General features: G+C 62.5%; 18 protein-coding genes and 3 tRNA genes. 19 read left to right on the top strand and 2 right to left on the bottom strand.

From position 1 onward, the window contains the following. Positions 1-118 precede the first annotated feature (118 nt). Positions 119-1,318 (bottom strand): amidohydrolase family protein, encoded by a 1,200-nt coding sequence (locus CRO48_RS23035; RefSeq protein WP_097142115.1) that lies wholly within the window; start codon positions 1,316-1,318, stop codon positions 119-121. A 215-nt stretch (positions 1,319-1,533) separates the two neighbouring features. Then, positions 1,534-1,609: transfer RNA gene (locus CRO48_RS23040), tRNA-Val, on the bottom strand. Between the two features lie 592 nt (positions 1,610-2,201). Here CRO48_RS23040 and CRO48_RS23045 point away from each other — a divergent pair. The 19 genes from CRO48_RS23045 (at position 2,202) to CRO48_RS23135 (ending at position 19,815) form a co-directional block, all read left to right on the top strand. Continuing rightward, a tRNA-Asp gene (locus tag CRO48_RS23045) sits at positions 2,202-2,278 on the top strand. 51 nt (positions 2,279-2,329) lie between these two features. Further along, positions 2,330-2,406 (top strand) — tRNA-Asp (locus CRO48_RS23050). Between the two features lie 512 nt (positions 2,407-2,918). Beyond that, positions 2,919-3,284: an NADH-quinone oxidoreductase subunit A gene (locus tag CRO48_RS23055; RefSeq protein ID WP_097142116.1), complete on the top strand. Its 366-nt coding sequence runs from the start codon at positions 2,919-2,921 to the stop codon at positions 3,282-3,284. Further along, positions 3,275-3,853, top strand: coding sequence for a NuoB/complex I 20 kDa subunit family protein (locus CRO48_RS23060; protein WP_097142117.1), 579 nt, complete (start codon positions 3,275-3,277; stop codon positions 3,851-3,853). The genes CRO48_RS23055 and CRO48_RS23060 overlap by 10 nt, the downstream gene beginning before the upstream one ends. 18 nt (positions 3,854-3,871) lie before the next feature. Beyond that, entirely contained in the window at positions 3,872-4,477 is a 606-nt protein-coding gene (locus tag CRO48_RS23065; RefSeq protein ID WP_097142118.1) for an NADH-quinone oxidoreductase subunit C, read from the top strand. A 48-nt stretch (positions 4,478-4,525) separates the two neighbouring features. Continuing rightward, entirely contained in the window at positions 4,526-5,716 is a 1,191-nt protein-coding gene (locus tag CRO48_RS23070; RefSeq protein ID WP_097142119.1) for an NADH-quinone oxidoreductase subunit D, read from the top strand. After that, the gene (locus CRO48_RS23075; RefSeq protein WP_097142120.1) at positions 5,716-5,970 is read left to right on the top strand and encodes a hypothetical protein; all 255 of its coding nucleotides are present in this window, start codon (positions 5,716-5,718) and stop codon (positions 5,968-5,970) included. The genes CRO48_RS23070 and CRO48_RS23075 overlap by 1 nt, the downstream gene beginning before the upstream one ends. An 11-nt stretch (positions 5,971-5,981) precedes the next feature. Beyond that, complete coding sequence (locus CRO48_RS23080) at positions 5,982-7,082, top strand: NADH-quinone oxidoreductase subunit E (protein ID WP_097142121.1); 1,101 nt, start codon at positions 5,982-5,984, stop codon at positions 7,080-7,082. Positions 7,083-7,093: 11 nt separating this feature from the next. Next, entirely contained in the window at positions 7,094-8,398 is a 1,305-nt protein-coding gene (gene nuoF / locus CRO48_RS23085; RefSeq protein WP_097142122.1) for an NADH-quinone oxidoreductase subunit NuoF, read from the top strand. Positions 8,399-8,402: 4 nt separating this feature from the next. Next, a complete protein-coding gene (locus CRO48_RS23090; protein ID WP_097142123.1) occupies positions 8,403-9,179 on the top strand; it encodes a hypothetical protein in 777 nt (258 codons plus the stop codon). 127 nt (positions 9,180-9,306) lie between these two features. After that, positions 9,307-11,385: an NADH-quinone oxidoreductase subunit NuoG gene (gene nuoG, locus CRO48_RS23095; protein WP_097142124.1), complete on the top strand. Its 2,079-nt coding sequence runs from the start codon at positions 9,307-9,309 to the stop codon at positions 11,383-11,385. 18 nt (positions 11,386-11,403) lie between these two features. Continuing rightward, positions 11,404-12,450 carry an NADH-quinone oxidoreductase subunit NuoH gene (nuoH, locus tag CRO48_RS23100; RefSeq protein ID WP_097142125.1) on the top strand — a complete coding sequence of 349 codons (1,047 nt, stop codon included), beginning with the start codon at positions 11,404-11,406 and terminating at the stop codon, positions 12,448-12,450. A 37-nt stretch (positions 12,451-12,487) separates the two neighbouring features. Further along, positions 12,488-12,979, top strand: coding sequence for an NADH-quinone oxidoreductase subunit NuoI (gene nuoI / locus CRO48_RS23105; RefSeq protein WP_097142126.1), 492 nt, complete (start codon positions 12,488-12,490; stop codon positions 12,977-12,979). A 145-nt stretch (positions 12,980-13,124) separates the two neighbouring features. Next, complete coding sequence (locus CRO48_RS23110) at positions 13,125-13,739, top strand: NADH-quinone oxidoreductase subunit J (protein ID WP_097142127.1); 615 nt, start codon at positions 13,125-13,127, stop codon at positions 13,737-13,739. A gap of 28 nt (positions 13,740-13,767) precedes the next feature. Then, positions 13,768-14,076, top strand: coding sequence for an NADH-quinone oxidoreductase subunit NuoK (gene nuoK, locus CRO48_RS23115; RefSeq protein ID WP_097142128.1), 309 nt, complete (start codon positions 13,768-13,770; stop codon positions 14,074-14,076). Positions 14,077-14,082: 6 nt separating this feature from the next. Then, positions 14,083-16,080, top strand: a complete 1,998-nt coding sequence (gene nuoL / locus CRO48_RS23120) for an NADH-quinone oxidoreductase subunit L (RefSeq protein WP_097142129.1) — start codon at positions 14,083-14,085, stop codon at positions 16,078-16,080. Further along, entirely contained in the window at positions 16,080-17,591 is a 1,512-nt protein-coding gene (locus CRO48_RS23125; protein WP_097142130.1) for an NADH-quinone oxidoreductase subunit M, read from the top strand. The genes nuoL and CRO48_RS23125 overlap by 1 nt, the downstream gene beginning before the upstream one ends. Positions 17,592-17,608: 17 nt before the next feature. Then, positions 17,609-19,051 carry an NADH-quinone oxidoreductase subunit NuoN gene (nuoN, locus tag CRO48_RS23130; RefSeq protein ID WP_097142131.1) on the top strand — a complete coding sequence of 481 codons (1,443 nt, stop codon included), beginning with the start codon at positions 17,609-17,611 and terminating at the stop codon, positions 19,049-19,051. Next, positions 19,048-19,815 (top strand): biotin--[acetyl-CoA-carboxylase] ligase, encoded by a 768-nt coding sequence (locus tag CRO48_RS23135; protein WP_097142132.1) that lies wholly within the window; start codon positions 19,048-19,050, stop codon positions 19,813-19,815. The genes nuoN and CRO48_RS23135 overlap by 4 nt, the downstream gene beginning before the upstream one ends. The last annotated feature ends 7 nt before the right edge of the window (positions 19,816-19,822 follow it).

The following is a 19,822-nucleotide window of genomic DNA, read 5'->3' on the forward strand; positions in this document are numbered from 1 at the left end:
GGAATTCAGCGGCGTTCGGCACGTCACGAAAGACTGACGTACGGGAAACCGCCAGTCGCCAGCGGGCACGTCCGGGCGTGAGTGATTCGCACTTCGCTGGTGGCTCTGCCAGATTGCTCTATCGCGCCATCATCCTGCCGTTGGAGGCCACCAGACGGCCGCCCTTGTAGACGTCGCGCGACTTCGGAACCTCCACGACGGCCTGTGGAATGTGCGGTGCATCGAGCACGACGAAATCTGCGCGCGCGCCGGCGCGCAGCCCGTAGTCGTCAATTCCGAGTGCTGCGGCGCCGGCGTGCGTCACCACATCGAAGGCGGCCGCCAGCATGTCGTCGGTATAGAAGCCGGACCGGTAGGCGATGACGCCGGCCCGGCTCAGCATGTCGCCATCTCCGAACGGCCACCACGAATCACGGATGTTGTCGCTGCCGGAAAAGACGGTCACGCCTTCGCTCCTCAGAAGGGCTACCGGCGGGAACGCATGGTCCCCCGGCGCATTCGTCATGATCGATACGCCGGAACGTGCAAGCAGCGCGCCTGTCTTTCTCGCGACCGGTTCGGGGACGTCGCCCAGCCCGTAGGCGTGGCTGATTGCCACCCGTCCCTCCATTCCAAGCGCGCGCGCGCGGGCGCAGATCTGCTCGATCTCGAAGACGCCGAGCGTACCCATGTCGTGCAGGTGGATGTCGACCCCGACACCGTGTTTGTCAGCCACGCCGAAGACGAAATCCAGGTGACGCTCGACATCGCGGTCGACACTGGCGGGATCGAGACCGCCGACCAGGTCGGCCCCAAGCGTGATGGCCTCGTCCAACAGTTCGGGCGTCCCCGGGCTGGAAAGGATGCCGTTCTGCGGGAATGCCACGATCTGGATATCGATGAGATCGCGATACTCCTCGCGCACGGCAAGAATCGTGCGGAGTGATTCCAGCCCGACCGAGCCGTCCACCATGACGTGGCTGCGCATGTGCGTCGCACCGTTGGCGATGCAGAGCTCGAGCTGGCTGCGCGCACGGACGTCCATCGGAGCGGCGTTCGCCATGTTATCGGCCTGGAAGGCGACCCGCTCGCGTACGTCGAAGCCGTTGGTGCAGGGGCGGTGCGGCTTCCAGGCGTCGCCGTAGAAGCTGGTATCGAGGTGAATATGACCCTCGATGAACCCCGGAACGACCAGCCGACCCGAAAGGTCGGTCGAAGGCCTCGATTCGGATACGCCGCCGGCGGACACGATCGCGCCGATCACGCCGTCGGCAACGCGGATATCCACCAATTGCCCGTCGGCAAGGCGTCCGTTTCGGAACATCATTTCGCGGGCCATCTGCTCTCCTTCTCAGTCTCTGTTTCACCGAGCCTACGTGCGCCGCCGGGGGCGTTCAATATGGAGGCCGGGATTGCCGTCGGCGCGGCAAGGAGATCAGGAACGCGGGGAAGGGGCGGTTGCGGTACCAGGGAGACCGACGTTGCCCCGATTGCGCGCAAACGTAAAAAAGCCCCGCACTTGAAGGGCCTAAAAACCACTTCTTTTAGGGAAAATGGTGGGCGATGAGAGACTCGAACTCCCGACATCCTCGGTGTAAACGAGGCGCTCTACCAACTGAGCTAATCGCCCGCCGCGTTGGTGGCCGTGATCTATGCGGAACCGGACGAAACCGCAAGAGGCGTTTTGATAATTTTCGCAAAATTTTGCAGCGGGGGTGTAGATGGCCCCCGTGGGAAGGGCTTGTGGACCCACAGGCCCGGTGTCGAACGTCCGCGCAGCCATACATATAGTCTGCGTATGGACGTAGTGTGCCTCTGGAGGCGGCGCGCCGGTGCAGAGGATATGTGGTGGCGGCAAAAATTCGGCAACCGGTCGCATGTCGCGGTTTGATCCGAACAGGCGAACGGGAGCGCGGCACGCGACCGCGACGTTCCCCGGGACGGCGCCGATACTATGACTGTATTGCCGAATGTGGATAAACGGGAATCGATCTTTCCTGCCCCAGCGGCGTGGATCGACTGTGAAAGCGTCGGCAAGGCAGGGCGTGTACGCGACGTGTCTCCCCGGCGCCTCCGGGACAGTTTTCAACATTTCGCGCCGCGTCATCGTTTTGTCTTCAAAGCTGCTTGACACCCATAAGGGAACCCCTTAGTTAGCCGCTCATCGAACGGCCCAGCCGCTTCGAGAGGGTGCCTCGGGCATCCGGACTTGGAAGATAAAAGCGGGTGTAGCTCAGTCGGTTAGAGTGCCGGCCTGTCACGCCGGAGGTCGCGGGTTCGAGCCCCGTCACTCGCGCCATCTTCCAGAAACCGGATATTCGAAAGTACCAAGGCCGAAACGGCCAAATGCGCGGGTGTAGCTCAGTCGGTTAGAGTGCCGGCCTGTCACGCCGGAGGTCGCGGGTTCGAGCCCCGTCACTCGCGCCATTCCATCTCAAGACGTGATGAAGGTATTTGCCGCCAGGCTAGTGGCGCATCTGCAGATGCGGCCCCGACATCAACAATGCCGGCGACTTGTGCGGCACAAGCGGAATGGCGCAGATTGCGGCGATGAGGCCGGCGACGAGTATTACGCCTAAGTTCACTCTTTTCATTTCCCGGTGACGATTCGATGAGGAGCGGATGGTGCCACTCTGCCGGCTGAAGCTGACGCCTTGCTGAATGCAGGGCTGCCCGGCGGTGCGCCGACCGTCGTCCGTGTGGCTGTCGTGGAACTTGAGACGGGACCGCGGACGCAGCGATGGCGACGGTTCACATTTTGTGCCCGGATGCGGACGGTACGAAATGTGCGCAATGAGTGGGCGAATGCCCGATCAAAGCCTTGCGCGGGGGCGCTCACTGCGCTAACGACGTGGGCGTTGCAACATACTTTCTCGGCTTGCAGGTCTTTCGACCCAACGGCGTTTCTCCGACGCCCGATGCAGGCAGGACGGACGAAAATGACTGAACTTCTTGGCTCCTACATTCCGATCGCCATCTTCATCGGCATCGCGCTCGTGATCGGCATCGCGCTTTTGATCGCGCCGTTTGCCGTTGCCTACAAGGCGCCCGATTCGGAAAAACTCTCTGCCTATGAGTGCGGCTTCAATGCGTTCGACGATGCGCGCATGAAGTTCGACATCCGGTTTTATCTGGTTTCGATCCTCTTCATCATCTTCGATCTCGAGGTGGCATTCCTTTTCCCCTGGGCGGTTTCTTTCCACGATCTGGGCTGGTTCGGTTTCTGGTCGATGATGGCGTTCCTCTTCGTGCTCACCATCGGCTTCATCTATGAATGGAAGAAGGGAGCGCTGGAATGGAACTGACATCCGGCACCACGCTCGTGGCCCCTAGGGCAAAGGGCATCATCGATCCCGCAACCGGCAAGCCGGTTGGCAGCGACGATGCCTTTTTCGGCGAGATCAACAACGAGCTGGCCGACAAGGGCTTCCTCGTCACATCGACCGACGAACTGATCAACTGGGCGCGGACCGGCTCCCTGATGTGGATGACCTTCGGTCTCGCCTGTTGTGCGGTCGAGATGATGCAGCTCTCCATGCCGCGCTATGACGTCGAGCGCTTCGGCTTCGCCCCGCGCGCCTCGCCGCGCCAGTCGGACGTGATGATCGTTGCCGGCACGCTGACCAACAAGATGGCGCCTGCTCTGCGCAAAGTCTACGACCAGATGCCGGAGCCGCGCTACGTCATCTCGATGGGCTCCTGCGCCAACGGCGGCGGCTACTATCATTATTCCTATTCGGTGGTGCGCGGCTGCGACCGCGTCGTGCCGGTCGACATCTATGTGCCGGGCTGTCCTCCCACGGCGGAGGCGCTCCTTTACGGCGTGCTTCTGCTGCAGAAGAAAATCCGCCGCACCGGCACGATCGAGCGATAAGGGCAGGGGACTTATATAATGAGCGAGGCCCTCCAGGAGCTTGCTTCCTATCTCGGTGAAGTTCGCGGGAACCTGATTTCCGAGGCGGCGATTGCCTATGGCGAGCTGAACGTGACGACGACGAACGAAAACGTCATCGCGCTTCTGACGTTCCTGCGTGACGATGTGCAGTGCCGGTTCGTGAACCTGATCGACGTCTGCGGCGTCGACTGGCCGGCCCGAGAGGCGCGTTTCGACGTTGTCTACCACCTGCTTTCGCCGCAGCAGAACCTTCGCATCCGCGTCAAGGTCGCGACCTCGGAATTCGAGCCCGTGCCGTCCGCGTGCAGCGTCTATCCGGGTGCCGACTGGTTCGAGCGCGAGGCCTACGACATGTACGGCATCCTGTTCACCGGCCATCCGGACCTTCGCCGCATCCTGACGGATTATGGCTTCGAGGGCTATCCGCTGCGCAAGGACTTCCCGACGACGGGATTCGTCGAGGTTCGCTATGACGACGAGGTCAAGCGCGTCGTGTATGAGCCGGTGCAGTTGAGGCAGGAATTCCGCAACTTCGACTTCCTCTCTCCCTGGGAGGGCACGGACTATGTGCTGCCGGGCGACGAGAAGGCGAAGACGAACTGATTTTGGGGTGCGCATCTCAAAGGTGCGGCATCCATTGGAGCAAGCGGCATGACGGAACACAACGTCCGCAACTTTAACATCAACTTCGGCCCGCAACACCCTGCGGCGCACGGGGTTCTGCGTCTCGTCCTTGAGCTGGACGGCGAGATCGTCGAGCGTGTGGACCCGCATATCGGCCTGCTGCATCGCGGCACCGAGAAGCTGATCGAGACCAAGACCTACCTGCAGGCCGTGCCCTATTTCGATCGCCTCGACTACGTGGCGCCGATGAACCAGGAGCATGCCTATGCGCTGGCCGTCGAAAAGCTGCTGAGCGCCGAGGTGCCGATCCGCGGTCAGCTTATCCGCGTTCTCTATTCGGAAATCGGCCGTATCCTGTCGCATCTTCTGAACGTCACCACGCAGGCCATGGACGTCGGCGCGCTGACGCCGCCGCTGTGGGGCTTCGAAGAGCGCGAAAAGCTGATGGTGTTCTACGAGCGGGCCTGCGGTTCGCGCATGCATGCCGCCTATATTCGTCCCGGCGGCGTCCACCAGGATCTTCCCGACCAACTTGTCGAGGATATCGGCAAGTGGATCGATCCGTTCCTGAAGACGCTTGATGACATCGACGAGCTTCTGACCGGCAACCGCATCTTCAAGCAGCGCAACGTCGATATCGGCGTGGTCAAGCTGGAAGACGCCTGGGCCTGGGGCTTTTCGGGCGTGATGGTGCGCGGCTCGGGTGCCGCATGGGACCTGCGCCGCTCGCAGCCCTACGAATGCTATTCGGACCTCGAGTTCGACATTCCGATCGGCAAGAACGGCGACTGCTACGATCGATACCTGATCCGCATGATCGAGATGCGCGAGTCGGCGAAGATCATGCGCCAGTGCGTCGACCGGCTTCTCGGCGATGCCAAGGTCGGACCTGTCTCCTCGCTCGACGGCAAGATCGTGCCGCCGAAGCGCGGCCAGATGAAGCGCTCGATGGAAGCGCTGATCCATCACTTCAAGCTCTACACCGAGGGTTACCACGTACCGGCCGGCGAAGTTTACGCCGCCGTCGAGGCGCCCAAGGGCGAGTTCGGCGTCTACCTGGTCGCCGACGGTACCAACAAGCCGTATCGCTGCAAGATCCGCGCTCCCGGTTACGCTCACCTGCAGGCGATGGACTTCCTCTGTCGGGGACACCAGCTTGCCGACGTTTCGGCCGTGCTGGGCTCCCTGGACATCGTTTTCGGTGAGGTGGATCGCTGATGCTTCGACTGAGCTTCGCCCTTGCCGCACTGGTCGCCTCGACCGGGATCGCCAACGCCCAGGACGCCGAAGCCGGCGGCGAGGGCGGGGCAACCCAGTCGACGATGGCCCGGCTTCTCGCCGATGGCTACGAGATCAAGGGCACCGCTCAGGCCAGCAGCCGCTACATCGTGTTCATGCAGAAAGACAAGACGGCCTATGCCTGTCAGTTCGTCACCGTGACGACGACGCGCTGCGGCCTGATCACTGAATAAGGCGCCAAAGAATGTCCGTTCGTCGATTGGCCGATGAGGCCGTGCAGTCCGCAAGCTTCGCCTTCTCCGAGGAGAACGCGGTCTGGGCTCAGGCAACGATCAACAAGTATCCGAAAGGTCGCGAGCAGTCCGCCGTGATCCCTCTTCTCATGCGGGCGCAGGAGCAGGACGGCTGGGTCACCAAGGCTGCGATCGAGAAGATCGCGCAGATGCTTGGCATGGCCTATATCCGCGTTCTGGAAGTGGCGACCTTCTACACCCAATTCCAGCTCAAGCCGGTCGGAACCCGCGCCCACGTTCAGGTCTGTGGCACCACGCCCTGCATGCTGCGGGGCGCCGAAGACCTCATCAAGGTCTGCAAGCACAAGATCCATCCCGAGCCGTTCCACACCAACGATGGTGGCACGCTGTCGTGGGAAGAGGTCGAATGCCAGGGCGCCTGCGTGAATGCGCCGATGGTGATGATCTTCAAGGACAGCTACGAAGATCTGACGCCCGAGAGGCTGGAAGAGATCATCGACCAGTTCGAGGCCGGCCGTGGCGCCGACGTCAAGCCAGGTCCGCAGGTCGACCGCATCTTCTCGGCGCCCGCAGGTGGCCTGACGTCGCTCAGCGAGCCGGATGCGGCCGCCGGGAAGCCGTCTGCCCCGCGCGCCAGGAAGAGCGCCGAGGAAGCTGTCAGCGTTCCGCCGTCAAACGCTGCGCGCGCCATGACCGACGCCGAGGAAACCGATCCGTCGCTGAAGACGCCGGCGACCGCCAAGTCGGAAGCGGCAGCAAATGCAAAGGTCAAGGGCGACACGCGCGCCGAGGGCGGCAAGCCGTCGCTGGAGGACAAGAACCGTCCCGCCGGAGTCGCAAGGCCTGACGCGCCTGACGACCTGACACTGATTTCGGGCGTCGGTCCCAAGATCGCCGGCACGCTCAACGATCTCGGCATCTTCACCTACGCGCAGGTCGCCTCGTGGAAGAAGGCCGAGCGCGAATGGGTGGACGGTTATCTGAATTTCAAAGGCCGCATCGAGCGCGACGACTGGGTCAAGCAGGCCAAGGCGCTCGCGAAGGGCGGCGAAGCGGAATATGTCCGCGTCTTCGGCAAGAAGCCGCGGTAAAGAGGTGAAACATGCTTAGAGACCAGGATCGCATCTTCACCAACATCTACGGCCTGAAGGACAAGTCCTTGAAGGGCGCGATGGCGCGTGGCCACTGGGATGGTACCAAGCAGCTTCTGGAAAAGGGCCGCGACTGGATCATCAACGAGGTCAAGGCTTCCGGCCTGCGCGGCCGCGGCGGCGCAGGCTTCCCGACCGGCCTGAAATGGTCCTTCATGCCGAAGGAAAGCGACGGCCGCCCGCATTACCTCGTCGTCAACGCGGACGAATCCGAGCCCGGCACGTGCAAGGACCGCGACATCATGCGCCACGATCCGCATACGCTGATCGAGGGCTGCGTGATCGCGTCCTTCGCCATGGGGGCGCACCATGCCTTCATCTACGTGCGCGGCGAGTTCATGCGCGAGCGTGAAGCGCTGCAGGCGGCGATCGACGAGTGCTATGAGTACGGCCTGCTCGGCAAGAACAACAAGCTCGGCTACGACATCGACATCGTCGTTCATCACGGCGCCGGTGCCTATATCTGCGGCGAAGAGACCGCACTTCTGGAAAGCCTGGAAGGCAAGAAGGGCCAGCCACGCCTGAAGCCGCCGTTCCCGGCCAACATGGGCCTCTACGGCTGCCCGACGACTGTCAACAACGTCGAATCCATCGCCGTGACGCCGACGATCCTGCGTCGCGGCGCCAGCTGGTACACGAGCTTCGGCCGCCCGAACAACCACGGCACCAAGCTTTACTCGATCTCCGGCCACGTCAACCGTCCCTGCACGGTCGAGGATGCCATGTCGATCACCTTCCAGGAACTGATCGAGACCCATTGCGGCGGCATCCGCGGCGGCTGGGACAATCTTCTCGCCGTCATTCCCGGCGGCTCGTCCGTTCCCTGCGTGCCCGGCGCGCAGATGAAGGACGCGATCATGGATTATGACGGCCTGCGCGAGCTGGGCTCCGGCCTCGGCACCGCTGCAGTCATCGTCATGGACAAGTCCACCGACATTGTGAAGGCGATCTGGCGTCTGGCGGCCTTCTACAAGCATGAGAGCTGCGGCCAGTGCACGCCGTGCCGCGAAGGCACCGGCTGGATGATGCGCGTCATGGAACGCATGGTGAAGGGCAATGCGCAGAAGCGCGAGATCGACATGCTTTTCGACGTTAGCAAGCAGATCGAGGGCCACACCATCTGCGCGCTCGGCGACGCGGCTGCCTGGCCGATCCAGGGTCTGATCCGCCATTTCCGCCCCGAGATGGAAAAGCGGATCGACCAGTACACGCACAATGCCATGGCGCATGGCGCCGTGCTCGAGGCAGCGGAGTAAGGCGATGACGAAGCCGGCAGGACAGGAAGCAGAAGCAACCCAGTTCCCGCCGGCGGCAGCGGAGAGCGACGATCCGTTCGGCTTGTCGCCCTGGCTGAAGGAAATGCCGTCGATGGCGATACCGCCGCTGATGGCGCACCCGATGGCGGCGATGGCTGCCGCAACCGCGATCGGCTTTGGCATGACCAGCCATCTGGCCGGGATCATGCTGGGAGCGATGCAGTCAAGCGCGGAACGCGCCAGGGCGTTGCTCGAAGAGGCGGTCGAAGCGGATGCGGAGAAAGCGCGGGGCGCAGAGGTGTCGGCAACGACGCCGGACGCAGATGGGGCAGGTGATGCAGTCATCGCGCCCGCTGCGCCGAAACCGGAGCGCAAGGCGCGCCGCGCCAGCCCTGAGGGCCGGAAGGCGACCGCGGCGAAGGTGAAAAGCCCCGAGACGCCGGCAGGGCCGGTGACGACGGGGATGGCGGCGGGCAAAGCGAAGGCGAAAGCCGGCCCGACCGCCGTGAAGACGAAGGCGCTGGCAACGGTTCGGAAAGGTTCCGGGCCTAATGCGGGCAGCGAGAAGGCAGGCAGGCGCGACGACCTGAAGATGATTTCGGGCATCGGGCCAAAGCTGGAACAGGTGCTGAACGGCAAGGGGATTTTCCGCTTTGCCGATATCGCGCATTGGTCCGGCGCCGACGTGGAGAAGATCGAAGCCGAACTCGGCCTCGACGGGCGGATTGCCCGCGATGGCTGGGTGGAGCAGGCAAGGGCGCTGGCTGGGGCGAAGGGCTGAGAGGCCCGGAGCGAATCGGCCGACGAAAAACGACTGACGCGGACGGGAAGCGGGTTAGCCGCTACCGGCCGCGAATGACATGGCGCTGGCACGGCGGAAGCGGTGCATCGGAAGCGGGAAGACGGATATGGCAAAACTGAAAGTCGACGGAAAAGAGATCGAGGTTCCGGATCATTTCACGCTGTTGCAGGCGTGCGAGGAGGCCGGCGCCGAAGTTCCGCGCTTCTGTTTCCACGAGCGGCTGTCGGTTGCCGGCAACTGCCGCATGTGCCTGGTCGAGGTGAAGGGCGGCCCGCCGAAGCCGGCGGCATCCTGCGCCATGGGCGTTCGCGACCTGCGTCCCGGACCGAACGGCGAACCGCCGGAAGTCTTCACCACCACGCCGATGGTCAAGAAGGCCCGCGAAGGCGTGATGGAGTTCCTGCTGATCAACCATCCGCTGGACTGCCCGATCTGCGACCAGGGCGGCGAATGCGACCTGCAGGACCAGGCGATGGCCTTCGGCATCGACAGCTCGCGCTATCAGGAAAACAAGCGCGCCGTCGAGGACAAGTACATCGGTCCGCTCGTCAAGACGATCATGAACCGCTGCATCCACTGCACGCGCTGCGTCCGCTTCACCACCGAGGTGGCCGGCATCAGCGAGCTCGGCCTGATCGGTCGCGGCGAGGATGCCGAGATCACCACCTATCTCGAGCAGGCGATGACCTCGGAGCTGCAGGGCAACGTGGTCGACCTCTGCCCCGTCGGCGCGCTGACCTCCAAGCCCTTCGCCTTCACGGCCCGTCCTTGGGAGCTGAACAAGACCGAATCGATCGACGTCATGGACGCCGTCGGCTCGGCGATCCGCGTCGACACCCGCGGACGTGAAGTCATGCGCGTGCTGCCGCGCGTCAATGAAGCGATCAACGAGGAGTGGATCTCCGACAAGACCCGCTACATCTGGGACGGCCTCAAGACCCAGCGTCTCGATCGCCCCTATGTCCGCAAGGACGGCCGCCTGCAGCCGGCAAGCTGGGCCGAGGCATTCGGTGCCATCAAGGCTGCCGTCGCCGGCAAGCCGGGCGACCGGATCGGCGCGATCGCGGGCGATCTCGCTTCGGTCGAGGAAATGTACGCCTTGCGTGAACTGATGTCGGCGCTGGGTTCGGCCAACATCGACTGCCGCCAGGACGGCACGGCGCTGCATCCCTCGTTCGGCCGCGCGAGCTATCTCTTCAATCCGACGATCGCCGGCATCGAACAGGCCGACGCCCTTCTCATCGTCGGTGCCAATCCGCGCGTCGAGGCGGCGGTACTCAACGCCCGCATCCGCAAGCGCTGGCGCATGGACGGCTTCCCGATCGCCTTGATTGGTGAGCAGGCGGAACTGCGTTACGGCTACGAATATCTCGGTGCCGGCCCGGATTCTCTCGCCGAACTCGTTGCCGGAAACGGCAAGTTCGCAGAGACGCTGAAGAACGCCAAGAACCCGATGATCATCGTCGGCCAGGGCGCGCTGTCGCGCGAAGACGGCGTTGCCGTTCTGGCAAACGTCGTGAAGCTGGCGGAATCGGTCGGTGCGATCAGCGCCGAATGGAATGGTCTCGGCATCCTGCATACGGCCGCCGCGCGCGTCGGCGGTCTCGACCTCGGCTTCGTTCCGGGCGAGGGCGGCAAGACTGCAGCGGAAATGCTGACCGGTACCGACGTGCTCTTCCTGCTCGGTGCTGACGAGATGGACTTCGCAGGCAAGTCTGCCTTCACCGTCTATATCGGCTCGCATGGCGACAACGCGGCGCATCTGGCCGACGTGATCCTGCCGGGCGCGACCTACACTGAAAAGTCCGGCACCTGGGTCAACACCGAAGGCCGCGTCCAGCAGGGCAACCGTGCCGGCTTCGCGCCGGGCGAAGCCCGCGAAGACTGGGCCATCCTTCGCGCCCTTTCCGACGTGCTCGGCAAGAAGCTGCCGTTTGATTCGCTGGCCCAGCTTCGCTCGAGGCTCTATGCGGCGCACCCGCATTTTGCAGGCGTGGACGAGATCGCCCCCGCCAACAGCGCCGAACTGGCCGCTCTTTCGAAAAAAGGCGGGAAGATGACGAAATCCGGGTTTGCGTCTCCCGTGAAAGACTTCTATTTGACGAACCCGATAGCGCGTGCCTCCGCGGTCATGGCCGAGTGCTCGGCACTCGCCCGCAACAACTTCAAAGCCGCAGCGGAATAAGCGCGAGGGAATAGCATTATGGACGCTTTTGTTTCGAGCTACGTATGGCCTGCGGTCATCATGATCGGCCAGTCGCTGCTGCTGCTGGTCGCGCTGCTCCTTTTCATCGCCTACATCCTGCTGGCTGACCGCAAGATCTGGGCGGCCGTGCAGTTGCGTCGCGGTCCTAACGTCGTCGGTCCCTGGGGGCTGTTCCAGTCTTTTGCCGACCTTCTGAAGTTCGTGTTCAAGGAACCGGTCATCCCGGCGACCGCCAACAAGGCGATCTTCCTTTTGGCGCCGCTCGTTTCCGTGACGCTGGCGCTTGCCACCTGGGCGGTCATCCCTCTCAACGAGAACTGGGTCATCGCCAACATCAATGTCGGCATCCTTTACGTGTTCGCCATTTCCTCGCTCGAGGTCTACGGCATCATCATGGGCGGATGGGCCTCGAACTCGAAGTACCCGTTCCTCGGCGCCCTGCGGTCGGCAGCCCAGATGGTTTCCTATGAAGTCTCCATCGGCTTCGTCATCGTTACCGTCCTCCTGACGGTCGGTTCGCTGAACCTGACCGACATCGTCAACGCCCAGCGTGACGGCCTCGGTACGATGATCGGCCTGCCGGGCTCGTTCCTTGACTGGAACTGGCTGGCGCTGTTCCCCATGTTCGTGATCTTCTTCATCTCCGCGCTCGCCGAGACGAACCGTCCGCCCTTCGACCTTCCGGAAGCCGAATCCGAACTCGTCGCCGGTTTCATGGTGGAATACGGCTCCACGCCTTACATGATGTTCATGCTCGGCGAGTATGCCGCAATCTGCCTGATGTGCGCGCTCACGACGATCCTCTTCCTTGGCGGCTGGCTGCCTCCGGTCGACGTTTGGTTCCTCAACTGGGTTCCGGGCATCGTCTGGTTTGCCCTGAAGGCCTGCCTCGTGTTCTTCATGTTCGCGATGGTCAAGGCATTCGTGCCTCGCTACCGCTACGACCAGCTGATGCGGCTGGGCTGGAAGGTCTTCCTGCCGCTGTCGCTTGCCATGGTCATCATCGTTGCATTCGTGCTGAAGCTCACCGGTTGGGGCGCCTGATGGCGGCCGGTCGTTTCAGCAGCATTGGAGCTCAGTAATGGCTAGTCTTTCGCAAGCCGTAAATTCGCTGTTCCTGAAGGAGTTCGTCGGCGCTTTCTTCCTGTCGATGCGCTATTTCTTCCGGCCGAAGGCGACGTTGAACTATCCCTTCGAGAAGGGACCGGTAAGCCCGCGCTTCCGCGGCGAGCACGCGCTGCGCCGTTATCCGAACGGCGAGGAACGCTGCATTGCGTGTAAGCTGTGCGAGGCGATCTGTCCGGCTCAGGCCATCACGATCGAGGCTGGCCCGCGCCGCAACGACGGCACGCGCCGTACCGTGCGCTACGACATCGACATGGTGAAGTGCATCTATTGCGGCTTCTGCCAGGAAGCCTGCCCGGTCGATGCCATCGTCGAAGGGCCGAATTTCGAGTTCGCTACGGAAACGCGCGAAGAGCTCTACTACGACAAGCAGAAGCTTCTCGAGAACGGCGATCGCTGGGAACGGGAAATCGCGCGCAACATCGCAATGGATTCGCCCTACCGCTGACAAGTGGTCGGGAAGGGGACCGCCGCCCTCACGGGCGGCGGGCATCAATACTGGATAAGTGCTTGGTGGCGACGGGCCGCCAAGCTTCGACGGAGAAGGGCGGCCTTGGCGCGGTTCTTTCCGGGGAAGACGAAAAGGCACCAAAATGGGTCTGCAGGCTCTTTTTTTCTATATGTTCGCCTTCGTGGCGGTGGCGTCCGCGTTCATGGTGATCGCGGCGAGGAACCCGGTCTATTCCGTGCTGTTCCTGATCGTCACGTTCTTCAACGCCGCGGGTCTCTTCCTGCTGACCGGCGCCGAATTCCTGGCGATGATCCTGCTGGTCGTCTATGTCGGCGCGGTTGCGGTTCTCTTCCTCTTCGTCGTCATGATGCTGGACATCGATTTCACTGCCCTTCGCTCCGGGATCATCGAGCATGCACCGGTAGGCGCGCTGGTCGGTCTCGTGCTGGCGGCTGAGCTGATCATCGTCGTCGGCGGCTCGACGCTTTCGCCAGAGATAGCGAGTAACGCGGCGCACCCGATCCCGCCGATCGCGGAACGAACGAACACCGCCGCACTCGGCGACGTGCTCTATACGGATTACGTCTACTTCTTCCAGATCGCCGGCCTGGTGCTGCTGGTGGCGATGATCGGGGCCATCGTGCTGACGCTGCGCCATCGCGAGGGAATCAAGCGGCAGGACATCTCCGCCCAGGTCGCCCGTACGCCGGCTACCGCCGTCGAGGTGGTCAAGGTCAAACCGGGGCAGGGTCTCTGAGGCGCGCTGGACTTAAGGAATTCGCATCATGGAAATCGGTATTTCCCACTATCTCACGGTCAGCGCGATCCTGTTCACGCTCGGCGTCTTCGGCATCTTCATCAACCGCAAGAACGTCATCGTCATCCTGATGTCGATCGAGCTGATCCTGCTCGCGGTCAACATCAACATGGTCGCTTTCTCGGCCTTCCTGAACGACATCGTCGGCCAGGTCTTTGCTCTGTTCATCCTGACGGTCGCGGCTGCCGAAGCGGCGATCGGTCTTGCAATTCTCGTCGTCTTCTACCGCAACCGCGGCTCCATCGCCGTGGAAGACGTCAACGTGATGAAGGGTTGATCGGTCATGGATACCGTCATCAAAGCAATCGTCTTCCTTCCGCTGATCGGCTTTCTGATCGCGGGTCTCGGTGGTAACACGATCGGCGCCAAGGCTTCCGAATTCGTCACCAGCGGTTTCATGGTGATCGCGTGCGCGCTTTCCTGGGTTGTCTTCTTCCAGGTCGCACTCGGCCACGAGGAACTGATCAAGGTTTCGGTCATGCGCTGGATGCAGTCCGGCGGGTTCGACGTCGAATGGGCGTTCCGCGTCGACACGCTGACGGCGGTCATGTTCGTCGTCGTCAACACCGTGTCAATGCTCGTGCATGTCTACTCCATCGGCTACATGCACCATGACCCGCATCGGCCGCGCTTCTTCGCCTACCTGTCGCTGTTCACATTCGCGATGCTCATGCTAATTACGTCGGACAATCTGCTGCAAATGTTCTTCGGCTGGGAAGGCGTGGGCCTGGCGTCGTATCTGCTCATCGGCTTCTGGTTCAAGAAGCCGTCGGCGAACGCGGCCGCCATGAAGGCCTTCATCGTCAACCGTGTGGGTGACTTCGGCTTCGCGCTCGGCATCTTCACCGTCTTCTATCTGTTCGGCTCCGTCAGCTTCGAGACGATCTTCGCCACGGCTGCGACCTATCTGCCGGCCGAGGGTGCTGCAGATGCCGCAGAGCCGGTCATCACGCTGTTCGGCATGCATCTCGACAAGGCGAATGCGATAACCGCCGCCTGCCTGCTGCTCTTCATGGGCGCCATGGGCAAGTCTGCACAGTTCCTGCTGCACACCTGGCTCCCGGACGCCATGGAAGGCCCGACCCCGGTCTCGGCCCTCATTCACGCCGCAACCATGGTCACCGCCGGCGTCTTCCTCGTCGCCCGCATGTCGCCTCTGTTCGAACTGTCGCCGGATGCGCTGACCGTGGTTACCTTCATCGGTGCGATCACGGCCTTCTTCGCCGCGACCGTCGGCCTGGTGCAGAACGACATCAAGCGCGTCATCGCCTATTCGACCTGCTCGCAGCTGGGCTACATGTTCGTGGCGCTCGGCGTCGGCGCCTACGGTGCCGCGGTGTTCCACCTCTTCACGCACGCCTTCTTCAAGGCGCTGCTGTTCCTTGGCGCCGGCTCGGTCATCCATGCCGTCGACGGCGAGCAGGACATGCGCTACATGGGCGGCCTGCGCACGCACATTCCGGTCACCTTCTGGATGATGACGATCGGTACGCTGGCGCTGACGGGCGTCGGAATTCCGGGAACCGTCATCGGCTTCGCCGGCTTCTTCTCGAAGGATGCGATCATCGAGTCCGCCTTCGCGTCGCACAGCACGGTCGCCGGCTTTGCCTTCACCCTGCTGGTGATCGCAGCGCTCTTCACGAGCTTCTATTCCTGGCGCCTGGCGTTCATGACGTTCTTCGGCAAGCCGCGCGCTTCTTCCGACGTCATGCACCACGTCCATGAATCGCCCGCCGTCATGCTGGTTCCGCTCTATATCCTCGCCGCCGGCGCGGTGTTCGCGGGCTTCCTGTTCCACGACTACTTCTTCGGCCACCACTATGCCGAATTCTGGCAGGGTGCGCTTTTCACCGGCCCGGAAAACGAGATCCTGGAAGAGTTCCACCACGTTCCGCTGTGGGTGAAGTGGAGCCCGTTCGCCGCGATGGCACTGGGTTTCGTCACCGCCTGGTTCATGTACATTCGTCGTCCGGACCTGCCGAAGTACCTGGCAGAACAGCACCGCGGCCTGTACCAGTTCCTGTTGAACAAGTGGTACTTCGACGAACTGTACGACTTCCTGTTCGTGCGCCCGGCGCTCTGGATCGGCCGGGTGTTCTGGAAGGGCGGTGACGGCGCCGTCATCGACGGGCTCGGCCCGAACGGGATTGCCGCGCGCGTCCTCGACGTTACCGACCGCGTCGTCCGCCTGCAGACCGGTTACCTTTATCACTATGCCTTTGCGATGCTGCTCGGAATTGCGGCACTCGTTACCTGGATGATGCTCGGGAGTTCCATCTGATGACCGATTGGCCGATTCTTTCCGCGGTCACCTTTCTTCCGCTGGTTGGCGTGGCGCTGCTGCTGCTGACCCGCGAGGATAGCCCTTACGGGCGGCGGAACATCCTGAACGTCTCGCTGCTGACGACGGTCTTCACCTTCATCCTGTCTGTCTTCATCTGGATTGGCTTCGACTATTCGAACCCCGGCTTCCAGATGATCGAGAAGCATGAATGGCTCGGCACCGGCATTGCCTATCATCTGGGCGTGGACGGCATTTCGATGCTGTTCGTCATCCTGTCGACGTTCCTCATGCCTTTTTGCGTGCTGGCGAGCTGGAACTCGGTCGAGAAGCGCCTGAAGGAATACATGATCGCCTTCCTCATCCTGGAAGTGTTCATGGTCGGCGTCTTCGTCTCGCTCGACATCGTCCTGTTCTACGTCTTCTTCGAGGCAGGCCTCATTCCGATGTTCATCATCATCGGCGTGTGGGGCGGCAAGGATCGCGTCTATGCGTCCTACAAGTTCTTCCTCTATACGTTGCTCGGTTCGGTGCTGATGCTGCTCGCCATCATGGCGATGTACTGGCAGGCCGGCACGACCAGCATTCCCGAACTGCTCGCCTACGGCTTCCCGGAGCAGATGCAGACGTGGCTGTGGCTTGCCTTCTTCGCCTCGTTCGCGGTGAAGATGCCGATGTGGCCGGTCCACACCTGGTTGCCCGATGCGCACGTTCAGGCGCCGACGGCAGGTTCGGTCATCCTGGCCGGCATCCTCTTGAAGCTCGGCGGCTACGGCTTCCTTCGCTTCTCGCTGCCGATGTTCCCGCTGGCATCCGACTACTTCGCGCCGTTCGTCTTCACGCTCTCGGTCGTCGCCATCATCTACACCTCGCTGGTCGCGCTGGTGCAGGAAGACATCAAGAAGCTGATCGCCTATTCGTCGGTTGCGCACATGGGCTACGTGACCATGGGCATTTTTGCGGCCAACGAGCAGGGCGTGCAGGGCGCACTGTTCCAGATGCTCTCACACGGTATCGTGTCCGGCGCACTCTTCCTCTGCGTCGGCGTCGTCTACGACCGCCTGCACACCCGCGAGATTGCGGCCTATGGCGGGCTTGCCAACAACATGCCGAAATACGCCGTCGCCTTCATGATCTTCACGATGGCCAATGTCGGTCTGCCCGGCACCTCCGGCTTCGTCGGTGAAATCATGACGCTGCTCGGTGCCTTCCGGGCCAACACCTGGGTAGCGTTCTTTGCAACGTCCGGCGTCATCCTGTCGGCGGCCTATGCGCTGTGGCTGTACCGCCGCGTGATCTTCGGTCCGCTCGAGAAGGAAAGCCTCAAGGCGCTGCTCGACCTGTCGGGGCGCGAGAAGGCCATACTCTATCCGCTCGTGCTGCTGACGATCTTCTTTGGTGTCTATCCCATGCCGGTCCTTGACGTGACCGCCGCCTCGGTCGATGCCCTCCTGAACAATTACACCGCGGCCCTCGAAGCAGCGCAATCCGTTGCGCTCTCGGCGAACTGACGACGGGATCATTGGATATGACTGCTGAACTCCTCCTTGCCAGCCTTCAGCTCTCGACGCCCGAGGTCATTCTGGCTCTGGGTGCGATGGCTCTCCTGATGATCGGCGTGTTCTCCGGCGAACGCTCGGCGACAACCGTCACCGGGCTGGCCGTAGCTCTGCTGATCATCGCTGGTCTCATGCTGGTGATGAAGAGCCCCGAAGGCGTTGCCTTTGGCGGCGCCTTCGTCTCCGATCCCTTCGCCCGCTTCATGAAGATCCTGACGTTGATCGGTTCGATCACGGCGCTGGTCATGACGGTCGGCCATGCCCGCTCGCAGCAGCTGGACCGGTTCGAGTTTCCCGTTCTCATCGTGCTGGCGACGCTCGGCATGCTGCTGATGATCTCGGCAAATGACCTGCTGTCGCTGTATCTGGCGCTGGAACTGCAGTCGCTGGCTCTCTATGTCGTTGCCGCGATCAACCGAGACAGCGTCCGCTCCACCGAAGCCGGCCTGAAATATTTCGTGCTCGGCGCGCTGTCGTCCGGCATGCTGCTCTACGGCATGTCGCTGGTCTATGGCTTCACCGGCCACACCAACTTCGAGCAGATCGCAGCCGCCCTGTCGGCCGAGGGCCGCTCGCTTGGCCTCGTCTTCGGCCTCGTCTTCGTCCTCGCGGGCCTGGCCTTCAAGATTTCCGCCGTTCCGTTCCACATGTGGACGCCGGACGTTTACGAGGGTGCGCCGACGCCGGTGACCGCCTTCTTTGCCGCAGCACCGAAGGTTGCGGCGATGGCGATGCTCGTGCGTATCGTCATCGATGCCTTCGAGCCGGTCGTTGCCGACTGGCAGCAGATCATCGTCTTCATCTCGATCGCCTCGATGCTGCTCGGCTCGTTCGCCGCGATCGGCCAGAAGAACATCAAGCGGCTGATGGCCTATTCGTCGATCGGTCACATGGGCTATGCGCTCGTCGGCCTTGCCGCCGGCTCCATGGCCGGTGTGCGCGGCGTCGCGCTCTACATGCTGATCTACATGGTGATGACGCTCGGCACGTTCGCCTGCATTCTCGCCATGCGGCGTCGTGAAGGCGGCAACGTGGAATCGATCGACGATCTCGCCGGCCTTTCCACCACGAATCCCTTCATGGCCAGCGTTCTGACGGTCATGATGTTCTCGCTTGCCGGCATTCCGCCGCTGGCAGGCTTCTTTGCCAAGTACTTCGTCTTCATGGCGGCGATCGAGGCGCATCTCTATGCGCTTGCCATTATCGGCGTGCTGTCTTCGGTGGTAGGCGCCTATTATTACCTGCGTCTCGTGAAGGTGATGTGGTTCGATCCGGCGACGGACGAGTTCGCCCGCACGCCGGGCGAGCTGAAGCTTGTCTTCGGTCTCGCCGGCCTGTTCGTGGCAGGATACGTCCTGATTGGCGGACCGATCGGCGAAGCGGCCGAAGCGGCCGCGCGGACCTTCTTTTGACAGGGCGGACGGGCACCGGCCGGCTCACGCTGGATGATTTCCGGCATGAGGCACTGGTCGAGACCACTTCCACCAACGCGGATTGTTTGGAGCGCGCCCGCAGGGGCGCGCTTTCCGGTCTGTGGATCACCGCGGCGCGGCAGACCGGGGGCAGGGGGCGGCGCGGTCGCCCGTGGACGTCGGAGGCCGGAAATCTCTATGCCTCGCTGCTGCTAATCGATCCGGCGCCCATGGAGCGCCTCGGTTCGCTGCCTTTGGCGGTTGCCGTGGCGGTCCAGTCGGCGATTTCGTCGATCATGCCTCTCGATGCGCCACCGGTGAAGATCAAGTGGCCGAACGACCTGCTGATCGAGCGCAGGAAAATCTGCGGTATCTTGATCGAGGCGGAAACGATGGCCGACGGTCGCCAGGCGATCGTCATCGGCTGCGGTATCAATGTGGCAGTGGCGCCGGAAACCGGGCTCTACCCGGTCGCGCGCCTCTCCGACTATGGCTGTACGGTCGGGCCCGCCGAGCTCTTCGCCCATCTCTTCCGGGAGATGGCGGATATATTGCGGCTTTGGGACAGCGCCAACGGGATCGGCGAGATCACGGCCCGCTGGCGAAAGGTCGCCGGCGGCATTGGTGAACGTATAACGGTCAATTTGCCGACCCAATCAATTTCCGGGCGCTTCGTCGGAATTGATGATAGTGGTCTGCTGAAGCTTGAGGCTGACGAGGGTGATGTGCGCCTGATCGCAGCCGGTGATGTTTTCTTCGAATAATCGGATT

It is taken from the genome of Rhizobium subbaraonis (assembly GCF_900220975.1).
Taxonomy (GTDB): domain Bacteria; phylum Pseudomonadota; class Alphaproteobacteria; order Rhizobiales; family Rhizobiaceae; genus Mycoplana; species Mycoplana subbaraonis.